Below are 19004 nucleotides of genomic sequence, written 5' to 3' on the forward strand. Positions count from 1 at the left end.
AAGGACGGTCCCCCACGGAGCCCTTTGAGCAGGCGGGGCAAGTATAGGGGCAGGGCGAAGGGGCGTGGACAAGTTTTCTGTTTGTCAGGAGGGGGCGGAACTGCGGTCTCAGCCCACCCCCTTGAGGTCATCCCCGCCTCCGAGCGGGGATCCACCCCGTGATGGTGCCCCAGGGAGGGCCGTGACGATTGGAGCCGAAAAGGATTGGATCCATGGCTCAACCCCAAAGACGAGGGGGAGAGTGTGTGGCGGCGAACGGTGTTGGCGAAACCAAAAAACCCGGATCTTTCGACCCGGGCTTTTCAGTCTCACATACAAAAAACACCAGATAACTCAGGCACTTTCTTTTTTCATGGCGCGTTCCGCGCGTTTGCGCTCGTGCGGATCGAGTTCGGCCTTGCGCAGGCGGATGCTCTCCGGCGTGACCTCCACCAGCTCATCATCGGCAATGTAGGAGAGCGCGGCTTCCAGCGTCAGGCGGATTGGCGTTGTGAGCTTCACCGCATCGTCCTTGCCGGCAGAGCGGATGTTGGTCAGCTGCTTGCCCTTCAGGACGTTGACTTCCAGATCGTTGCCGCGGGTGTGTTCGCCGATGATCATGCCCGGATACACCTTTGTGCCCGGATCGATCATCATCGGGCCTCGGTCTTCCAGGTTGAACAACGCGTAGGCCACCGCCTCACCCGTGCCGTTGGACAGAAGCACGCCCGTATGGCGTCCCTGGATCGGGCCTTTGTAAGGCTCGTAGCCATGGAACAGACGGTTGAAGATTGCAGAGCCGCGGGTGTCGGACATCAGTTCGGCCTGATAGCCGATCAGGCCGCGGGTCGGCGCGTTGAACACCAACCGCGTGCGTCCGCCGCCGGACGGCTTCATTTCCAGAAGGTCGGCCTTGCGCTCCTGCAGCTTTTGAACCACCGCGCCGGAGTATTCCTCATCAACGTCGATGATGACTTCCTCGATCGGCTCGAGCCGGTTCCCGGCCTCGTCTTTCTGGAACACCACTTGCGGACGGCCGACGCCAAGCTCAAAGCCTTCGCGGCGCATGTTTTCGATCAGGATCGCCAGCAGCAATTCACCGCGGCCGGACACGGTGAAGGCATCCGGCTCGTCCGTGTCTTCCACTTTCAGGGCCACGTTGCCTTCCGCTTCCTTCATCAGGCGTTCGCGAATGACACGCGACTGGACTTTTGAGCCCTCCGTGCCCGCGAGCGGACTGTCATTGACCCGGAAGGTCATGGACAGCGTTGGCGGATCGATCGGCTGGGCTTGAAGCGGCTCGCTCACGTCCGGGGCGCAAATGGTGTCCGCAACGGTGGCTTTGGTCAGACCTGCAATCGAGACAATGTCACCGGCCTCACCCTTTTCAATGGGCTGGCGCTCCAGCCCGCGGAAGGCGAGGACCTTTGAAATCCGGCCGGTTTCGATCTGCTTTCCATCGCGCGACAGAGCCTTGACGGCCATATTTGGCACCGCTGTGCCAGAGACGATGCGGCCCGTCAGGATGCGGCCCAGGAACGGATCGGACTGAATGGTGGTTGCCAGCAGCTTGAACGAGCCGTCTTCGGACTGCGGAGGCGCGACCTTGTCCAGCACCAGATCAAACAACGGATCCATGCCGTCCTGCGGCCCGTCCGGCTCCAGAGCCATCCACTCCTGTTTGGCGGAACCGTAGAGCACAGGAAAATCGAGCTGATCTTCATTGGCGTCGAGGGACGCGAACAGATCGAACACCTCGTCCAGAACTTCGTTGGCGCGCTGCTCCGGCTTGTCGATCTTGTTGATCGCGACAATCGGCTTGAGGCCGAGTTTCAGGGCCTTGCCAAGCACGAACTTGGTTTGCGGCATCGGCCCCTCTGCGGCATCCACCAAGAGGATCACACCATCAACCATGTGCAGGATGCGCTCCACCTCACCGCCGAAGTCCGCGTGCCCCGGGGTATCAACAATGTTGATGCGGGTGTCCTTCCATTCCAGAGAAGTCACTTTCGCCAGGATGGTAATGCCGCGCTCACGTTCGATGTCATTGCTGTCCATCATGCGCTCTTCGGTGCGCTGGTTGTCGCGGAAAGCGCCGGACTGTTTCAACAGAACGTCGATGAGAGTGGTTTTGCCATGGTCGACGTGTGCGATGATGGCGATATTGCGCAAGTTCATAATTGGGCTCCAAAAGACACAACGGGCCCCCATGGACCCGCAGAACTGTCTCGGCACGTACGTGTTCGGAAACCGGCGCGGCCGCCGGTAATTTCGCGAACTGTATACTGACAAGACGACATTTGTGCAATGCAGTGACATTTGTGCGGAGCTTGACTCTTTCCGCTCCGCCTCTAAAAGTAAGGCAACCTTACTATATGAGCACCCAAATGAGCATTACCGCCCCGAACAGCGGCGCGACCTTGATGATCGTCGACATCGCGCGCTTGCTGCGAAAACGCTTTGAAACGGCACTTGCCCATGTTGACACCGGCCTGACGGTTGCCGAGGCGCGCGCGCTGGCATTTGTGTGGCGCAACCCGGGTCTGCGCCAGGCGGCGATTGCCGAACGCATGAGCGTGGAACCAATGACCCTGGTTGGCTATCTCGATGCCCTGGAGCGCGAAGGACTCGTCGAACGCAAAGTCGACCCGAGCGATCGGCGCGCCAAGCTGGTAACCCTGACCGAGGCGGCCGATCCGGTACTCGAGCGGATCGAAACGGCAATAATGGACGTGCGCAAGGATGCGCTTGAGGGCTTGACCGAAAACCAGCGTGACGCGCTGGAAGCGGCCTTGAAGCTGATGCGCTCCAATCTCTGCACAAAGGATCAGGCAACCCCGGAGGCGGCGCAGTGATTGCCGAAACGCCGTCCAAGATGTCCGAGCGCCGTACCGCCCTGCTCGGCGCCGGGCTGGTCGCCATTGGCCCGATATCCATGGCGCTTTATACCCCGGCCATGCCGGCGCTGGCGACCGCTTTCGAGACGTCCGATGCCCTCATCAAGCTCACACTGACTGCATATTTTCTGGGATTTGCCGTAACGCAGCTGATCTGCGGCCCGTTGAGTGATGCGTTTGGCCGCAAGCCTGTAACGCTCGCCTTTTTGAGCCTTTATCTTCTGTCCTCCGTCATGGCGACATTCGCGCCGGACGTGATGTGGATGATTGTTGCCCGAACTCTGCAGGGCGTGGGGGCCGCCGTCGGCATCGCAGTGTCGCGTGCGATCGTTAGAGACCAGTTCACCGGTCAAACCTCTGCCCACATCATGAATTCAATCGCCATGATGCTTGCCCTTGGTCCGGCCATCTCACCCACCATAGGCGGCTTTGTGCTCGAACTGTTCGGCTGGGAAGAAATTTTCTGGTGCATGGTGATCTACGGCCTTGGCCTCATGCTTGCGGTCCTTTTGTTTCAGCGCGAAACGAACGCCTTTCAAGGCAGGCATCACCTGGCGCCGCGCAGGCTTGCCGGAAACTACCTGACGCTCTTAAAGGATCCTGTGTTCCTGCAGCCAAGCCTTTTGATCGGTTTCAGCCTCGGCAACCTCTACGCCATGACAACCGTATTGCCGTTTGTGCTCATCTACGAAGTCGGCATGTCGCCTTCGACCTTCGGGTTGACGATGATGCTGCAATCGGGATCGTTTATCGCCGGAACTGTCGCGACCGGTCGCTTGCTGAAACACTTCGATGCAAAAAGCCTTTTGCCAGCCGGGATGGCCGGGCTTGCCATCAGCTCAATAACCATGTCCATCCTGATGCTGACGCAAACGCCAAGCGTTTTCACGACCATGATGCCGGTGATGATCTTTGCGTTTTCGCTTGCGCTCGTCCTGCCGGCCAGCTTCACCATGGCGATGGCAGGCTTTCCGCAGATTGCCGGTGCCGCATCATCGCTTATGGGGTTTCTGCAATTTGGCGGCGGTATTGTTGGCAGTCTTTTGGTGGCCGCTCTTGGCGATCCGGTGTTTGGCATGGCAACGATCATTCCCGCAATGCCGCTTGCCGGAATTGCATGTTTCTTTATTTTCGCTCACCGGGCCGCGCCCCGCAGGACGCCAGCGGAGTAGTGCCACCCCGGCGCCAGTTTCGTCCAGCCGACCGTTTTTCGTCGCCGGGGCGACATCTTGAGAAAAGGGTCACGCCAGCGCTTGACCTTTTTAAAGAACTCGGCAGATTCCGGCCTTCAAAATCGGACGGATAAAGATGACGGCCTACACCCTCCCGCACCTGAGGACCAACAAGACCGCGCATGTGATGGGCATCTTGAACGTGACACCGGACTCGTTTTCCGATGGCGGACGTCACGACGCTCATGATAAAGCGCTCGGCCATGCGCGGCAGATGATCCACGAGGGGGCCCAAATCCTCGATCTTGGCGCCGAAAGCACCCGCCCTGGCGCGCAACCGGTATCATTGGACGCGGAGTGGAACCGGATAGATCCGGTGATCGATGATCTGGTCGGGCTGGGAATGCCGGTGTCGATTGACACCTACAAGGCGGAAATTGCACGCAGGGCCTGCGAGCGCGGCGCCATCATCATCAATGATGTCTGGGGTCTGCAAAAAGACCCAGCGATGCCGGAGGTCGCAGCCGCAACCGGCGCCTACGTGGTGATGATGCACAACCGCCTTGAGGCCGACCCGGAAATCGACATCCTTTCCGATATTGATCGCTGGTTCGAAGCGTCGATGACCCTGGCCGACAAGGCCGGTATACCCAGCGAGCTTCAAATCCTCGACCCCGGATTCGGCTTTGGAAAAACCATCGACCAGAATTTCCAGATTTTGAACCGTTTGGAAACGCTGCATAAACACGGACGTCCGTTGCTGGTTGGGGCGTCCCGCAAACGAATGATCGGTGCGGTTCTAAACGTGGAAACCGATGACCGTCTGTTTGGCTCGCTCGCCGTGCACACTCTTGCCCTGCAAAAAGGCGCCTCAATCATCCGTGTCCACGACGTGCTGCCGCATGTCCATGCCGCTAAAATGGTTTCGGCCACCGGCCAAGAACACGTCTGAGCTTCTTAGTTCAGATACACCAAACCCGCATTGAGATATCCGGCAAACGCGACCCAAACCGCATAAGGCACGAACAGCCCTGACGAAATCCGGTCCCGTGCTGCCGCCATCCTGATGAAAATGATAATCGAAGCGAACATGGCAGTCAGAATGACCATGCCGAGCGTAAGATCATTGACTACAAACACAACCGGGCTCCAAGCGAAATTAAGCGCCAGTTGCAGCACCCAAACGCTGAACAAGGCCGAGAGGCCGGACGCAAGCCAAACGCGCCATCCGGCTATCGCGATGAAGACATAAAGCACTGTCCAAACCGGACCGAACAGCCAGTTTGGTGGATTGAGCGGCGGTTTTTGAAGCTCCGCATACCATGGACCTGGCAAAGTGCTCGCACCGATCAACAGGCCCATGCCGACCACCGCGAATAAAAACACGAACAACGAAAACAGTTTCTGCATTGGCAAGCCAACTCTCTCAAAGGTCTCAAAAGCCCATAAAGCTTTTCATGTGAAAGGCGCCGGGCCCTGTCCCGTGACCATATTCAGCGCCATAAGGGCATGCTTTGCGGGCCAGGCATCCCTGCCAGCAGTCGGCCGCGGGCTTGGAAGACAGATACGCCATGCAAGCTGGCACATCGTAGCCGGTTAGATCTGAAATTGCGCCAACGGGACAGGCGGACACGCAAGGTTTCGCCACACAATCAGGGCAGGGGCCCTGAGCACTTCTGGTATCCAGTGCAAGAGCATCGCCGGAGGCAAAGAAAGCGGCGCGCAAGCCAGCCCAAGGGCCAAATTCGTGGTGCGCCAAAACACCGATCGGGCTTGGGGAAAACCCGCCGCAGCGGAGAGCCCATTTCTGAAACGGGTGATAGGGCGGTCCATCGAATGGAAAGGCTGCGGTCATACTGAAGGCGCTTGCCAGCCCGCCCAGAACGCGCCGGGTGTAGCGGTCGAGCGGATCGGCAAGGCCATCCTTATACTCGGCGCTAGCCAAAAAAGGCTCCCAGAGCAGGGGTGCCAGACTGCCGATCATAATCACTTGTGTCACGGGAGGATCATGCGGTGACAGACTGGCCAAATCGTCTGAGTCGGGCGCGAAACCGCCAAGCAAAGTGAAACCGGTCGCGGCGAGATCGTCTGTCAAGGAGCCCGCCGCATCGGTCATCGCCTCAATCCAACCTGTTGCGCTTTGCCAATGTGCGCAGCCGCAAGGCGTTCAGCTTGATGAAGCCCGCTGCATCCTTTTGGTCATAGGCCCCCTGATCATCTTCAAACGTCACCAATTCTTCGGAATAGAGCGAATATGGCGATGCACGGCCGACCACGATAACGTTGCCCTTGTACAGCTTGAGCGTCACGGTACCGGTCACATGTTCCTGGCTTTTGTCGATCAACGCCTGCAGCATCTCACGCTCTGGCGAGAACCAGAAACCATTGTAGATCAGCTCGGCGTAGCGCGGCATCAACTCGTCCTTGAGGTGCCCGGCACCGCGGTCAAGGGTAATTGATTCCATGGCGCGGTGCGCGGTCAAGAGGATCGTCCCGCCGGGTGTCTCGTAGATGCCGCGGCTTTTCATGCCGACAAAGCGATTTTCAACCATGTCCAGTCGGCCAATGCCGTTGTCCCGGCCAAGGTCGTTGAGCTTCTGGAAAAGGGTTGCCGGCGACAAACGCTCACCGTTTAAGGACACCATATCGCCCTTTTCGAAACCAATTTCGATTTCGGTCGCAACATCAGGCGCTTCGGTTGGATCGACCGTGCGTTGGAAGACATAGCCAGGTGCTTCTTCGTTCGGGTCCTCAAGAACTTTACCTTCCGAGGAGGAGTGCAGCATGTTCGCATCGACAGAGAATGGCGCCTCGCCCATCTTGTCTTTCGGCACCGGGATCTGATGCTTTTCCGCAAAATCAAGCAGATCGGTCCGTGACTTGAATGTCCAGTCGCGCCAAGGTGCAATCACCTTAATATCCGGATTGAGCGCATAGGCAGACAACTCAAACCGGACCTGGTCATTGCCCTTCCCGGTTGCCCCGTGAGCAACGGCATCCGCACCGGTCTCTTCGGCAATCTCGATCAGGCGCTTGGAAATCAGGGGCCGTGCGATAGACGTACCGAGGAGGTAGACGCCTTCATAAACGGCATTTGCACGGAACATCGGGAAAACAAAGTCTTTGATGAACTCTTCGCGCAGGTCATCAATGTAGATTTCCTTGATGCCAAGCATCTCGGCTTTCTTGCGGGCCGGCTCCAATTCCTCGCCTTGGCCAAGATCCGCCGTGAATGTGACAACCTCACAGCCGAGTTCCGTTTGCAGCCATTTGAGGATGATGGATGTGTCGAGACCGCCCGAATAGGCGAGCACAACTTTTTTGATATCACCGTGCGCCATAAAAAATTCCGTGATCGATTGGGCCGCTGCCAAAGGCTTCGGCAAGGAAAGTCGCGGCAATTTAGCTGTTAAAACCGTCAAGGCAAGCGCATTTCTGGGTGTTTTTGCGCCCAAAGCCGATGACCGAAACAACATCCTGTTTGCCGGGAGAATGAAGACAGGTAGTCTGCTTTGGCCTGCAGCTAATTGACCTGCATCAGTCTGGCGTCCTATGGATTATCAATAGGGGGCAGGACACCTGCAACGTTGCGAGGGTCTTGGATTTGGGACTGATCGATTTTGAACTCGATGGTTACGACTATCTGACCTTTGCGGTCCTTGTCGTCGTGATCATCGCACTCTTCTATGCGCTCATCCAAATCGCCAGCTTGCCGGGTAAGCTGGCAGAACGGCGCAAGCATCCTCATGCCGAATCCGTGAAGATGATGGGCTGGATTGGCCTTTTCACGGTGTTTCCCTGGGTTCACGCCCTTATTTGGGCTTACCACGATTCCGTGACCATCGATGTCCGGAAATTCCTTGGCAAACGCGAAGAAGACGGAAGCGGCGGGCCAGCCAACCCGATCGCCGAACGCGCGGCCCAGGCGGCAGCGGGGACCCGCAAAGAGCCAGTCTTCAGCGAACCACGTGCGGCTGAAGATGAGGCTGGTGAAGGTAAGGCACCTGCCTCATGACCATCGCGCTGATCATCACCTTCGTCTACGGACTGTCGATTTACCTTATTTTTTTCCGGTTTCAGCTTCTGAAATTCACCATCGTCTGGGGTGTGGTGTCCTTCTGGATCGGATTTCATCTGCTGCTGATCTTCTTGATTGGCCTGCGCTTCTTCACGCCCTATTCGATAGACGGGCACATGATCCGCCAGACCGTTCAACTATCGACAGGCCTGCCTGAACCGACCGAACTCAGGGAAGTTCTGGTGACACAGAACACCCCGGTCAAGAAGGGCGACATTCTTTACCGTTTCGACGACACGCTGTTCCGCGCAAAGCTTAAAGAGCAACAGGCCCAATTGGCGGAAGCGCGGCAGAACGCACTGATTCTTGATCAGGACGTTGACATTGCCAGGGACGCGGTCAGCGAAGCAGAGGCCAACGAAGCCTTTGCACAGCAGGAAGTCACCCGCTACAGCAACCTTGTTCTGCAAGGCGGCGCTCGCCAGGAGACGCTGGATAAGTGGCAGGCGCAGCTCATCGCAGCAAAGGCACAGGTTTCGGAAGCTCAAGCCAACCTGGCAAAGGCTGAACTCGCGCGCGAAGCGCAACTGGATGGCGTCAACGCCCAGGTTGCCGCGGCCGAGGCAGCGGTGGATGAAGCGCAGTATTATCTGGACCGGACGGTTCTGCGCGCCCCTGAAGACGGCACAATTGTGAGCCAGCAAGCACGTCCGGGACTTTACGTCGGAGGACGGCGGATTGCCGCCATAGCGGCGCTGATTGCAGACGCGGATGCGTATTTTCTGGCAACCTACTACCAAGAACACCTTAAATTCGTGAAACCCGGCTTGCCGGTCGAAGTCGCGCTGGATACCCACCCTGGGCGCATTTTTACCGGCACAGTGGTGTCAATTTGGGAGGGCACCGGTCAGGGTCAGATCAAGCCCAGCGGCGATGTTCCCAATTTCCGTTTGCCAAGCCTGCAGGGCCGGTTCGCCGTCGAGATTAAACTTGATGACCCTGAGCTCGCCAGTGCTTTGCCGGGCGGCACTCATGGAGCTGCCGCGATTTACACCGGCGCAGGGTCCAAAGGTTTTGATGTGCTGCGCAAGGTCAATATCCGCCTCTACAGTTGGGCGAACTTCTTGTTCCCACTGGATTTATAGGGACGCATGATGACACTCCGTGTGCCACCGCATTTGTTAGCGCCCCTGTTTGCAACATTCTTGTGCGGTTGCATGGTGGGTCCGGATTTTGAGCGCCCCGACGCCCCGCAACTGGACAGCTGGTCGAAAGGCGCAAATCTTCAGATCGACAGCAGAACCGGTTTCACCACACGCACGGCCGAAACCGCAGCATGGTGGCGTGTTTTCAAGGATCCGGCGCTCAATGCGCTCGTGGCCGATGCTTACAGTCAAAATGTAGAGCTGCAAGCCGCCGGCGTGCGGGTCTACCAGGCCCGGGCTCAGCTTGGGCTCGCGCGCGGCGAGTTGTTCCCCCAGGATCAGCAGGTCAAGGGCGGCGTTCGCTCGATCCGCTGGAGCACTGAAGACCCCTTCATCCGGGATTTGGAGCGCGTCGGGCTGATCGACAATCACATGACCCGCGTGTCAGCAGGCTTTGACGCCGGTTGGGAGATCGACATCTGGGGCAAGATCAGGCGCGACGTCCAGTCTGCGAAGGCCAATTACGAAGCTAATCTTGCAAGCTACGACGACGCGCTGGTGACACTGACCGGCGACATCGCCGCAACCTACGTTACCATTCGCGAATTGCAGCAGCTTGTCGCGATCGCTAAGCGGAACGCCGCCCTGCAGCGCAAGTCGGCGAACCTGACCAAGCTGCGGCTCGAAAACGGCGCAGCGTCCCGGCTGGACGTTAACGAGGCGACGGTGCTCTTGAACAACACGTTGGCACTGATTCCCAGTTATCAGGCGGAGCTGGCACAGGCCTATAATGCAATGAGCGTGCTTTTGAGCGAACCGCCAGGTGCCATCGAAAAGCGGCTCGGCCCATCGGCCAAGTTACCGCGCGTGCCAGCCGCAGTGGCGATCGGCGTGCCGGCCGGGCTTTTGCGGCGCCGGCCGGACATCCGTTACGCTGAATATTTGGCGGCGGCGCAGTCGGCACAGATTGGCGTCGCCAAGGCGGATTTGTTCCCGGCATTCACCATCACCGGTGCAATTGGCGTGCGGGCGGCCGATTTCAGCGATCTGTTCACAAACAACGCCACAACCGGCTTCATAAATCCGGGTTTTTCATGGAACTTTCTCAACTATGGGCGGATTCAGAACAACGTCCGCATCCAGGATGCCAAGTTTCAGGAAGCCTTGTTGAACTATGAAAATGTGGTTTTGACCGCTTATTCGGAGGTTGAAACCGCGATTGCCGCGTTTCTTCGGTCAAAGCAGGAAGCGGTTTATCTCCGCAGGAGCGTCACCGCAGCGCGCAGCGCGGTCACGGAAGTACAAGCCCAGTATCAGGACGGGACCGCCGCATACAACCGGGTCGTTGATGCGCAGCGAAGTCTGTTAACCTCGGAAGAGCGGTATCTTGCAGCCCATGCGAATGTGCTGACCAATCTGGTCGCGATCTACAAGGGGCTTGGCGGGGGCTGGCTGCCTGAGAACGTGGACGGTCTGATCTCGGAAAAAACGCGGCAGCAAATGGCTGAGCGCACAAACTGGGGCAATCTGCTTGATCCGGTCTGAACACCGGAAATCAGGCGTCGGCAGTCGCCTTCAATAGGGCATACCGCGCCAGCATCATGTCGACACTCTCGGTGATGATCCTGTCCATCTCGTTCCTGTCAGGCACCCGGTTGGCGTAAATATTCGGGTAAAAGGCTCGCGACTTGATCAGCCCTAAAAACTGCTCGGCGGCCAGCGCCGGGTCCGGAATATCAAGCTTGCCCTCGTCATTGGCCCGTTTCATGAACTCGGCAAACACCTCAAGCTTGGTCATGCGTGCATTCATGTCCGCAGCCAGATCGGGGTCTCGAATTGTCTCGCTCATGATCATTCGGGCCAGGTTCATGAAACACGGGCTGATCATAAGATCACCCTCGGCCCAACCAAGCCGGATCAACGCGTCGCGGATTGGCAGTGCAGGGTCCCAGTCAATCTCAAGCGCAGCATTGAGCTGGTCAGCGAGGCACTGATTGATCGCCCGGAAAAGAACTTCTTTGTTGTCAAAATGATTGTAGACAGTCCTCTTAGAGACGTTCGCCCGCTCTGAAATGCGGTCCATGCTCGCGCCCGCAAAGCCCTTCTCCTGGAATTCCGCGATCGCAGCTTCTACAATTTGCTTTCTTTTTTGATCCGTTACGGACATTCCGAGCCCCTGGCCATGTTCCCCCTTACATCCCAAAAGATTCGCCCTAAGTAAACTGCGGCGTTTACACGCTAGAGAATTGCAGATAAACTACACAGTGTAGTTTACACTCCTCAGCCAGTTCAGACAAGCCAAGGGAGGCTCCATCTCCATGTCTGTTACCCTCACAATCAATGGTGAAAAACGCACGCTTGACGCGGCATCAGATACCCCGCTGCTTTGGGCTCTGCGAGACGAACTCGGTATGACCGGCACCAAATTCGGGTGCGGTATCGCCTCATGCGGCGCTTGCACCGTTCATTGGGACGGCATCCCGTCCCGCTCCTGCCAGCTTCAGATCGGGGATCTCGAAGGCGCAAACATCACCACTATCGAAGGCGCGAACGGCAAAGCTGCCGAAGCCGTCCAGGCCGCATGGCAAGAACTGGATGTACCGCAATGCGGATATTGCCAGTCCGGACAAATTCTCGCAGCAACCGCGCTTTTGAGCGAAACGCCAAAGCCGACCGACGACGACATTGATGCCGCCATGGATGGGAATGTGTGCCGCTGCGCCACTTACGCCCGCATTCGCAAAGCGATCCATGTGGCCGCAGACAAGATGGAGGGGTAACCCATGTTGCATCAGCTCCAAAAACCTCTGGAACAGGCAAAACCAAGCCGCCGGACATTCCTCAAGATGTCGGCCGGCGCTGTCGGTGGCCTGATCCTCGCCGCCAAATTGCCGAACACCGCCAAAGCGGCTGCGGGCTCTGGGGAGTTCGCTCAGCCATTTGTACACATCCGGCCGGACAACACGGTCGCAGTTTTGTCCAAGCACCTCGACAAAGGCCAGGGCACCGCAAACGGTCTGGCTACGTTGGTCGCCGATGAATTGGACGCTTCCCACGAACAGATTGTTCTCGAACTTGCGCCGTCCAACCCTCAGCTTTATGCAAACAGCCTGTTTGGCGTTCAGGGCACCGGCGGATCGACCGCAATGCCGAACGCCTTCATGCAATACCGTCAGGCCGGTGCCGCAGCGAAAGCGATGATTGTCTCCGCGGCCGCCAAGGAATGGGGCGTCCCGGCTGGTGAAATCACCGTGTCCAGCGGCGTGGTGTCCCACCCCTCAGGCAAAACCGCAACGCTGGGCGAGCTTGCAGGATTGGCGGCACAGGAAGAAGTCCCGGCGGATCCGGCTCTGAAGACACCGGATCAGTGGGTCTATATCGGCAAGTCGTTCCCACGCAAGGACGTTAAGAACAAGACGGTTGGTGCGCCGGATACCTACACAATCGACTTCAAGCGGGATGGCATGCTGACGGCAACCGTCGCCCGGTCGCCAAGATTTGGCGGGACGGTAAAGTCCTTCGACGCCTCGGAAGCCGAAAAGGTTCCTGGTGTCGTCGAGATTTTCCAGATCCCAAGCGGTGTTGCTGTGGTGGCGGAGAGCACCTGGCCCGCAATCAAGGCACGCGATCTCCTTGAGATCGAGTGGGACGACAGCGCAGCTGAAACCCGTTCCAGCGATGCCATGATGAGCGAATTGAAGGACATGACCACCAAGCCGGGTCTGACGGTCCGTGAAGACGGCGATGTTGACGCGGCACTGGAAGCCTCTGCAAACGTTATGAAGATCGATTACGACTTCCCGTTTCTGGCGCACGGCGCCATGGAACCGCTGGACATCGTTGCCGAGTTCGATGGCGAGAAGGCAGAATTCTGGTTTGCCTCCCAGATCCAGACGCTTGACCACAATGTAGCGGCCACGATCCTGGGCATCCCGTTTGAAAATGTTCAGATCAATACACTCTGGTCCGGCGGATCTTTCGGCCGGCGTGCCCAGCAGGACAGCCATCCGGTGTCCGAAGTCTCTTTCTTGATGAAAGCGATGCGGGATGCCGGCATGGAAAAGCGTCCAATTAAGATCGTGTGGACCCGCGAAGACGACATGACCGGTGGATATTACCGTCCGATGTCCGCGCACAAGATCAAGGTTGGTCTGGACGATGACGGCAACGTTACCGCGGTCAAATACAACATTGCGGCCAAGTCGATCATAAAAGGCTCCGCCTTTGAACCGATGCTCATGGCCGACGGCGTTGATCACAACATGACAGAGGGCGCGTCCGACACGACCTATTCGTTCCCGGTTATGAACATGGAACAGGCCTTCCAGGAAACCCCGGTTCCAGTTCTGTGGTGGCGGTCCGTGGGACACACTCACACGGCTTATGTCATGGAAACCATGATGGACCGAATTGCCAAAGAGACCGGCAAAGATCCAGTTGCGCTGCGCCTGGAGCTGCTCAAAGACGATCCGCGCAAGACCAACGTACTCAAGCTTGCCGCAGAAAAGGCCGGTTGGGACACGCCGTTGCCGGAAGGCCGGCATCGCGGTGTTGCCGTACACAAGTCCTTCGGGTCCTATGTGGCTGAAGTGGCCGAAATCTCGTTCCGGGAAGACGGCACCGTCAAGGTCGAGAAGGTCACGGCTGCAGTCGACTGCGGCATTCCGGTCAACCCGGACAATATCCGGGCGCAGGTCGAAGGCGGTATTGGGTACGGCCTTGGTGCGATTTTGCGCAACCAGGTGACACTCACGGACGGATATGTCGAAGAAACCAACTTCGACACATATGAGTCCTTGCGGATGTCTGACATGCCGGAAATTGAGGTCCATATCGTGCCCTCGACTGAATCGCCGACCGGTATCGGCGAGCCGGGCACACCGCCGATCGGCCCTGCCGTTGCCAACGCGATTGCCGCCGCCCGGGATGAGTGGATCACCAGCCTGCCATTCACCAAAGCCGGCCTGGTCTGACCAGGCCTGCAAGAAACGCAAAAGGCCGCCCCGATGGCGGCCTTTTTTATGCAAAAACGAGTTGTAGTCCTTCAGAGCTTAAACCGCCTCAGCGTCGCTGTCTTCGGCGGCTGCGGTTTCAACGACTGCTTCACGGTTCATTTGGGGTGGCCTGTAGGCCCGGTAAGGGGACGGCTGATGGCCTGGATTGTGCAAAGGCACGACAGGTCCCAACTGGCCCGTGCCACCGCCTTCGGCGGGCATTGAAACGTGTTGTTGCTCCCGCAGCGAAGGCGCAGCAGCAGACCTGCCAACGGGCCCGGCCACCAGATGCACACCATCGGCACCGGCAATAGACGAAAAAACATCCATGGCCGGTTTGAGCGAAGCGCCCTTTTCGCTCAAGGAATAAGTCACCTCTGGCGGAATTGTTGGCTTGTAGTGGCGTTCGACCAAGCCGTTCGCCTCAAGTTTGCGCAAACGGTCCGTCAACATGCGTGCCGAAATGCCCGGGATCAAGCGTTTCAGGGCACTGAACCTGGGAGCGTCACTCCGGGACAGCGCCCATAAGACGGAAAGCGTCCACGGACCGGAAATCTGCGAAAGAAAACCGTGCATTGCCGAAGCTTCTTGTTGTTTTTCCATCCCTGCTTCCAAAGCAATACCTGGTAAATTATTACAACCAAGTACATGTTTCCGAACTTGATTGCCTCACTACCGGGATTGGTAGTTTTCACAGGTGAGCAACGGGTTAAGAAAACGCGTCAAATCTCAAATTGTGGAAAAGATCTGGAAACATGGCGGACCGCAATATTCGGCCCGCCGGAAGTTGCTGATGTTAGCTGTCGGCATCTCGGAGCCGGAAGATTGCAGCGACGGCAACGCCATAAAGCACGTGACCGTAAAGCGAAGCCAATGCAAGGTTTCCGAACCCAAGGAACGGCGGAAATCCGGCAACAAGATGTGCCATCACATACATGGCGAACACCCACAGGCCGACACCGAACCCAGCGCCAACAATCGGCCAGGGCAGGCTAATCGGGAAGTATTTGGCGAGTGGCCGGGCAACGAGCAGATAGCCCAGCGGATAGGCAATCACGCCGGTGACGATGTGAATGGTTTCGGCCAGGAAACTGGAGTTGATACCAAAGCTCGATTTCACCAATGCGGAAGCCTCAAGCGGCCCACCGATGAACAAGGGTGTGATCGCACGGGCCCAGATTTCCCAAAGGCCGGAAGCGACCGCACCAGCGATCAGAACGGTCAGGATGGCAGCAGCGGAGGGCAAGGGAGAGACCGGCGGAGTGTCGGTCTTACGCCGTCGTGGCATGCTGGTACCAATTGAAGTCATAGTCGTCTCCTTGGGTTTCTGTTCAGCAGAAAAGCCAGGAGGTGCTTCCCGGCTCCCAGGAAATGGAGAGACCCGTTGTCACGTTCAAATCACAGCTAAGTTAGGAACTGATCGGTTTCTTTTCTTTCTCCTGGTGTTTATGCGCAAAAACCAATCCAAACCGCTGCCGGTAGCTGTTCGGGGTGAGGCCGGTCAACCGATGAAAGACTTTCCTGAAAGCTGCCGGATCGGAATATCCAACTTCCCATGTAATCTGATCAACCGTCTTTACACTGAGTTCCAAGTACTCGCGTGCCCTGCTGATCCTGACATTTTGGACATATTCCGTTGGCTTCAGGCCGGTTGCCTTCGCAAAACGCCGCAGGAATGTGCGGCCACCGAGGTTGGCAATACTTGATAGCTCTTCGAGACTGTGCGGGGCGGCAACGTGCGCGTGAATGTGGTGCTGGGTGGATAGGATTGAATCGTCGCCGTGGTCAAATCTTGGAATGAACTGGCTGAAAGGCCGCTGTAGTTGGCGCGGGGGATCAATCAGCAGAAAGCGGGCAGTCGCAAGCATCGTGCTGGGTCCCATGAGACGGTCCACCAGTGTCAATCCAAGATCGGTCCATGCGAGAATTCCACCGGCAGTAATGATGTCGCCGTCGTCTAAAACCATATGCTGATCTGCAACGCTAACCTTAGGGTACTTTGAGGAGAGTTCTTGAGCGAAGGCCCAATGGGTCGTCACCTGCCGGCCATCGATCAGCCCACTCTCTGCCAAAACGAATGCACCTGCACATACCGAACAGATCCGGCTGCCCCGCCCGTGCTGGTGAGTGAGCCATTTGGCGGCCTCTGGAACAGATTGCATCTTTTCCGGCATGGCGATGCTCGGCGGAACGATCACGTAGTCTGGCTGATGATCGGCACCGGGATGTGTATCGAAGGTGCAGGTAAGCTCAGGGCTTCTGGTGCCTGCATGGGAAGCCCAGTGTGTGACCCTGATCCATCGGTCTGAGCCAGCATCGGACCATTCGCTGGCGATGCGAAAAAGGTCCGTAAGCCCGTGCACGGCAGCAAGTTGGCAGTCCGGATAGTTCAGCAGGGCAATTTCTGCGATACAGCCCCCTAGACGATTTGTCACTTATGCCTCGATGAAAGTCATTTACGCCAATTCTGAGCGTACGCCCAAACATCTATCTGTGTCCATGTCGAAACAACGGCAGAGACCTAAGACCAATGACTGATCTTAAAACCCTCATCCCTAACCGGCGGCAGGTGTTGCAAGGCAGCGGAGCGCTGCTCGCGGTTGCCGCTGTGCCCGGCTTTGCCGCGGCAACATCCAAAAACGATGGAGACTTGAGAATGGCGACTTTCACAACCACGGACGGAACTGAAATCTTCTACAAAGACTGGGGTCCGACCGATGCTCAGCCGATCGTCTTTCACCACGGCTGGCCACTGAGCGGAGATGACTGGGACAACCAGATGCTCTTTTTCCTGTCCAAGGGCTATCGGGTGATTGCGCATGACCGGCGCGGGCACGGCCGGTCGGAACAGACGGACCGGGGCCATAACATGGACACCTACGCCGCGGATGTTGCAGAGCTTGTCCGGGAGCTGAACCTGAAGAATGCTGTTCATATCGGGCATTCCACCGGTGGCGGTGAAGCCGCACGTTATGTTGCGCGGGCTGAACCTGGCCGGGTTGCCAAGGCTGCTCTGCTGGGTGCCATTACGCCATTGATGTTGAAAACTGAAAACAATCCGGATGGCATTCCGTTGGAGGTGTTCGACGGATTGCGTGCGGCTCTGGCGCACAATCGTGCGCAGTTCTTTCTGGATGTGCCTTCCGGCCCATTCTATGGCTTCAACCGGGAAGGTGCAGACGTCAGCCAGGGCCTCATCCAGAACTGGTGGCGCCAGGGCATGATGGGCAGCGCGTCTGCGCATTATCAGTGCATTGCCGTGTTCTCGGAAACCGATCAAACCGAGGATCTGAAGGCGATCGATGTTCCGGTGCTGGTGCTGCACGGCGGCGATGATCAGGTTGTCCCGATTGCGAATTCCGCGGACAAAGCCATCAAGCTTTTGCAAAACGGCACGCAAAAAACCTATGCCGGTCTGTCCCACGGGTTCTTTGCAACCCATCCGGATGAGGTGAATGCCGATCTGCTGGCTTTCATCGAAAGCTAAAAAAAGCGGGGCCAGGTTGGCCCCGCTTGCCGCTTGTCACGCGTTCCAGCTGATGTGTCACCGGGCAGGGTTTGGCCTTGGCCAGCTTTTGGATATGCTTGAGTGCTTCCAACACTTCGGGAATTGCAAATAGGTCCGGAATTGAAATTTCATCTCACTCAGTTAATCGAATTACGGCATTGGCTGCACGCGCATCCGGAAGTCTCCCGCCAGGAGGTCGAGACCGCAAAGTACATGCGCCAGTTTCTGGCAGACTATGCGGCACCTGATGCCTTTGTTCCACTAGCCGGGGCCGGGTTTGCCGCTGTCTATAGCGGCGAAAAACCAGGCAAAACGGTGATGCTCCGGACCGAGCTGGATGCCTTGCCAATTCATGAGGTGAATCAAGATCTAACCTACAGGTCGGTCTATGACGGTGTCGGCCACAAATGCGGTCATGACGGCCACATGACGATCATGGCCGGTGTAGCCCAAACGCTGGCAAAACGCCCGGACGAAGGCCGTGTTGTTCTGTTGTTTCAGCCGGACGAAGAAACCGGAACCGGCGCCCGGACCTGTTGTCTGCACCCGAACTTTGAAACTATCCGGCCGGACTTGGCCTTCGCTCTGCACAATCTGCCCGGATTTCCAAAAGGAGCCGCGGTTTGCAAAACAGGGACCTTTGCTTCGGCAGTGAAGTACGCCGCTGTCAAATTTTCCGGAAAGGAAGCGCACAGCGCCCAGCCGGAAACCGGCGCAAGCCCATCCTTCGCTATGGCCGAACTTACCCTTAAAGCGCGGGAAATCCAGGCGCGTTATGACAAGCCTGATGCCTACGCGCTGATTGTGCCGATCTATACCGGTATGGGCGTGCAATCTTCGGGCGTTTGTCCGGGAAGTGGCGAGGTTCACTACACGCTTCGGGCCGCCGACGGTGGTGTGGTCGAGCGGATGTGGCAAGAACTGGCGAAAGAGGCGCGGGCTTTGGCCCAGGCCTATGGTCTTCACGTCGCATTTGAAACAAGGGAAGAATTTGCGGCCAATGCCAACAGCCAGTTGGCCTTTGGTATGATCAAGAGGGCGGCAGCGGACGCGAATGCGGAGTTTGTTTCAATCGACCGGCCCTTCCGTTGGGGCGAAGACTTTGGCGAAATCACCCAGCGCTATGAGGGCGGCATGTTCGGGCTCGGTGCAGGCGAAAACCAGCCGGACCTGCACAACCCGGACTATGATTTCCCGGATGACTTGATCGTGCCGGGAATTACGATGTTTTCAAACCTGATTCGGTTGTCGTTGTCTGAAGATGCCGGGCATTGAAATCCGAATCCCGGGA

General features: G+C 57.5%; 18 protein-coding genes. 10 read left to right on the forward strand and 8 right to left on the reverse strand.

The genetic code is table 11. The features are described 5' to 3' along the window. Positions 1 to 333 precede the first annotated feature (333 nt). The gene (gene typA / locus JM93_RS18070; protein ID WP_145346310.1) at positions 334 to 2157 is read right to left on the reverse strand and encodes a translational GTPase TypA; all 1824 of its coding nucleotides are present in this window, start codon (positions 2155 to 2157) and stop codon (positions 334 to 336) included. A gap of 209 nt (positions 2158 to 2366) precedes the next feature. Between typA and JM93_RS18075 the strand changes: the two genes are divergently transcribed. The 3 genes from JM93_RS18075 to folP all read left to right on the forward strand — a co-directional run bounded on the left by JM93_RS18075 (position 2367) and on the right by folP (position 5000). After that, positions 2367 to 2834 (forward strand): MarR family winged helix-turn-helix transcriptional regulator, encoded by a 468-nt coding sequence (locus JM93_RS18075; RefSeq protein ID WP_145346312.1) that lies wholly within the window; start codon positions 2367 to 2369, stop codon positions 2832 to 2834. Then, positions 2831 to 4048: a multidrug effflux MFS transporter gene (locus tag JM93_RS18080; RefSeq protein WP_208995294.1), complete on the forward strand. Its 1218-nt coding sequence runs from the start codon at positions 2831 to 2833 to the stop codon at positions 4046 to 4048. The genes JM93_RS18075 and JM93_RS18080 overlap by 4 nt, the downstream gene beginning before the upstream one ends. Before the next feature lie 136 nt (positions 4049 to 4184). After that, complete coding sequence (gene folP / locus JM93_RS18085; RefSeq protein WP_208995295.1) at positions 4185 to 5000, forward strand: dihydropteroate synthase; 816 nt, start codon at positions 4185 to 4187, stop codon at positions 4998 to 5000. A gap of 5 nt (positions 5001 to 5005) precedes the next feature. On the opposite strand, the gene JM93_RS18090 is transcribed toward folP, so the two are convergent. From JM93_RS18090 to JM93_RS18100, 3 genes are read right to left on the reverse strand one after another with little or no spacing between them, the layout of a single operon-like run. Further along, positions 5006 to 5458, reverse strand: coding sequence for a TspO/MBR family protein (locus JM93_RS18090; RefSeq protein WP_145346315.1), 453 nt, complete (start codon positions 5456 to 5458; stop codon positions 5006 to 5008). Positions 5459 to 5483: 25 nt separating this feature from the next. After that, complete coding sequence (locus tag JM93_RS18095) at positions 5484 to 6164, reverse strand: hypothetical protein (protein WP_145346316.1); 681 nt, start codon at positions 6162 to 6164, stop codon at positions 5484 to 5486. Positions 6165 to 6168: 4 nt separating this feature from the next. Then, positions 6169 to 7389 carry an argininosuccinate synthase gene (locus tag JM93_RS18100; protein ID WP_145346318.1) on the reverse strand — a complete coding sequence of 407 codons (1221 nt, stop codon included), beginning with the start codon at positions 7387 to 7389 and terminating at the stop codon, positions 6169 to 6171. Positions 7390 to 7646: 257 nt separating this feature from the next. On the opposite strand from JM93_RS18100, the gene JM93_RS18105 reads away from it, so the two are divergent. The 3 genes from JM93_RS18105 to JM93_RS18115 are packed head-to-tail and all read left to right on the forward strand — an operon-like array spanning position 7647 to position 10756. Then, positions 7647 to 8063, forward strand: coding sequence for a DUF3302 domain-containing protein (locus JM93_RS18105; RefSeq protein ID WP_170230733.1), 417 nt, complete (start codon positions 7647 to 7649; stop codon positions 8061 to 8063). Then, positions 8060 to 9211: an HlyD family secretion protein gene (locus tag JM93_RS18110; protein WP_145346322.1), complete on the forward strand. Its 1152-nt coding sequence runs from the start codon at positions 8060 to 8062 to the stop codon at positions 9209 to 9211. Before JM93_RS18105 ends, JM93_RS18110 begins: the two co-directional genes overlap by 4 nt. 6 nt (positions 9212 to 9217) lie before the next feature. Beyond that, positions 9218 to 10756: an efflux transporter outer membrane subunit gene (locus tag JM93_RS18115; protein WP_145346324.1), complete on the forward strand. Its 1539-nt coding sequence runs from the start codon at positions 9218 to 9220 to the stop codon at positions 10754 to 10756. A 10-nt stretch (positions 10757 to 10766) separates the two neighbouring features. Here JM93_RS18115 and JM93_RS18120 read toward each other — a convergent pair whose 3' ends face one another. Further along, positions 10767 to 11378 carry a TetR/AcrR family transcriptional regulator gene (locus tag JM93_RS18120; RefSeq protein WP_145346326.1) on the reverse strand — a complete coding sequence of 204 codons (612 nt, stop codon included), beginning with the start codon at positions 11376 to 11378 and terminating at the stop codon, positions 10767 to 10769. Between the two features lie 151 nt (positions 11379 to 11529). Between JM93_RS18120 and JM93_RS18125 the strand changes: the two genes are divergently transcribed. Together JM93_RS18125 and JM93_RS18130 are read left to right on the forward strand one after the other, a co-directional pair. After that, positions 11530 to 11991, forward strand: a complete 462-nt coding sequence (locus tag JM93_RS18125; protein WP_145346328.1) for a (2Fe-2S)-binding protein — start codon at positions 11530 to 11532, stop codon at positions 11989 to 11991. 3 nt (positions 11992 to 11994) lie between these two features. Next, positions 11995 to 14184, forward strand: a complete 2190-nt coding sequence (locus JM93_RS18130) for a xanthine dehydrogenase family protein molybdopterin-binding subunit (RefSeq protein WP_145346330.1) — start codon at positions 11995 to 11997, stop codon at positions 14182 to 14184. 78 nt (positions 14185 to 14262) lie between these two features. Here JM93_RS18130 and JM93_RS18135 read toward each other — a convergent pair whose 3' ends face one another. The 3 genes from JM93_RS18135 to JM93_RS18145 all read right to left on the reverse strand — a co-directional run bounded on the left by JM93_RS18135 (position 14263) and on the right by JM93_RS18145 (position 16640). Then, complete coding sequence (locus JM93_RS18135; protein ID WP_208995296.1) at positions 14263 to 14808, reverse strand: winged helix-turn-helix transcriptional regulator; 546 nt, start codon at positions 14806 to 14808, stop codon at positions 14263 to 14265. A 193-nt stretch (positions 14809 to 15001) separates the two neighbouring features. Further along, positions 15002 to 15514, reverse strand: a complete 513-nt coding sequence (locus JM93_RS18140) for a hypothetical protein (RefSeq protein WP_208995297.1) — start codon at positions 15512 to 15514, stop codon at positions 15002 to 15004. Between the two features lie 100 nt (positions 15515 to 15614). Further along, a complete protein-coding gene (locus JM93_RS18145; RefSeq protein ID WP_145346332.1) occupies positions 15615 to 16640 on the reverse strand; it encodes a GlxA family transcriptional regulator in 1026 nt (341 codons plus the stop codon). A gap of 221 nt (positions 16641 to 16861) precedes the next feature. On the opposite strand from JM93_RS18145, the gene JM93_RS18150 reads away from it, so the two are divergent. Together JM93_RS18150 and JM93_RS18155 are read left to right on the forward strand one after the other, a co-directional pair. After that, complete coding sequence (locus JM93_RS18150) at positions 16862 to 17692, forward strand: alpha/beta fold hydrolase (protein ID WP_145346750.1); 831 nt, start codon at positions 16862 to 16864, stop codon at positions 17690 to 17692. Between the two features lie 102 nt (positions 17693 to 17794). Next, positions 17795 to 18988: an amidohydrolase gene (locus tag JM93_RS18155; protein WP_145346335.1), complete on the forward strand. Its 1194-nt coding sequence runs from the start codon at positions 17795 to 17797 to the stop codon at positions 18986 to 18988. The last annotated feature ends 16 nt before the right edge of the window (positions 18989 to 19004 follow it).

The sequence above is a fragment of the Roseibium hamelinense genome, from assembly GCF_007830545.1.
In the GTDB taxonomy this organism is placed as follows: Bacteria; Pseudomonadota; Alphaproteobacteria; order Rhizobiales; family Stappiaceae; genus Roseibium; species Roseibium hamelinense.

Excerpts from the sequence above, each read along its gene's own strand:
- JM93_RS18095 (WP_145346316.1), bottom strand. The coding sequence starts at position 6,164 with ATGACCGATGCGGCGGGCTCCTTGACAGACGATCTCGCCGCGACCGGT.
- JM93_RS18100 (WP_145346318.1), bottom strand. The coding sequence starts at position 7,389 with ATGGCGCACGGTGATATCAAAAAAGTTGTGCTCGCCTATTCGGGCGGT.
- JM93_RS18140 (WP_208995297.1), bottom strand. The coding sequence starts at position 15,514 with ATGACTTCAATTGGTACCAGCATGCCACGACGGCGTAAGACCGACACT.
- JM93_RS18120 (WP_145346326.1), bottom strand. The coding sequence starts at position 11,378 with ATGTCCGTAACGGATCAAAAAAGAAAGCAAATTGTAGAAGCTGCGATC.
- JM93_RS18150 (WP_145346750.1), top strand. The coding sequence starts at position 16,862 with ATGGCGACTTTCACAACCACGGACGGAACTGAAATCTTCTACAAAGAC.
- JM93_RS18075 (WP_145346312.1), top strand. The coding sequence starts at position 2,367 with ATGAGCATTACCGCCCCGAACAGCGGCGCGACCTTGATGATCGTCGAC.
- JM93_RS18115 (WP_145346324.1), top strand. The coding sequence starts at position 9,218 with ATGATGACACTCCGTGTGCCACCGCATTTGTTAGCGCCCCTGTTTGCA.
- JM93_RS18135 (WP_208995296.1), bottom strand. The coding sequence starts at position 14,808 with ATGGAAAAACAACAAGAAGCTTCGGCAATGCACGGTTTTCTTTCGCAG.
- typA (WP_145346310.1), bottom strand. The coding sequence starts at position 2,157 with ATGAACTTGCGCAATATCGCCATCATCGCACACGTCGACCATGGCAAA.
- JM93_RS18130 (WP_145346330.1), top strand. The coding sequence starts at position 11,995 with ATGTTGCATCAGCTCCAAAAACCTCTGGAACAGGCAAAACCAAGCCGC.
- JM93_RS18110 (WP_145346322.1), top strand. The coding sequence starts at position 8,060 with ATGACCATCGCGCTGATCATCACCTTCGTCTACGGACTGTCGATTTAC.
- JM93_RS18090 (WP_145346315.1), bottom strand. The coding sequence starts at position 5,458 with ATGCAGAAACTGTTTTCGTTGTTCGTGTTTTTATTCGCGGTGGTCGGC.
- folP (WP_208995295.1), top strand. The coding sequence starts at position 4,185 with ATGACGGCCTACACCCTCCCGCACCTGAGGACCAACAAGACCGCGCAT.
- JM93_RS18125 (WP_145346328.1), top strand. The coding sequence starts at position 11,530 with ATGTCTGTTACCCTCACAATCAATGGTGAAAAACGCACGCTTGACGCG.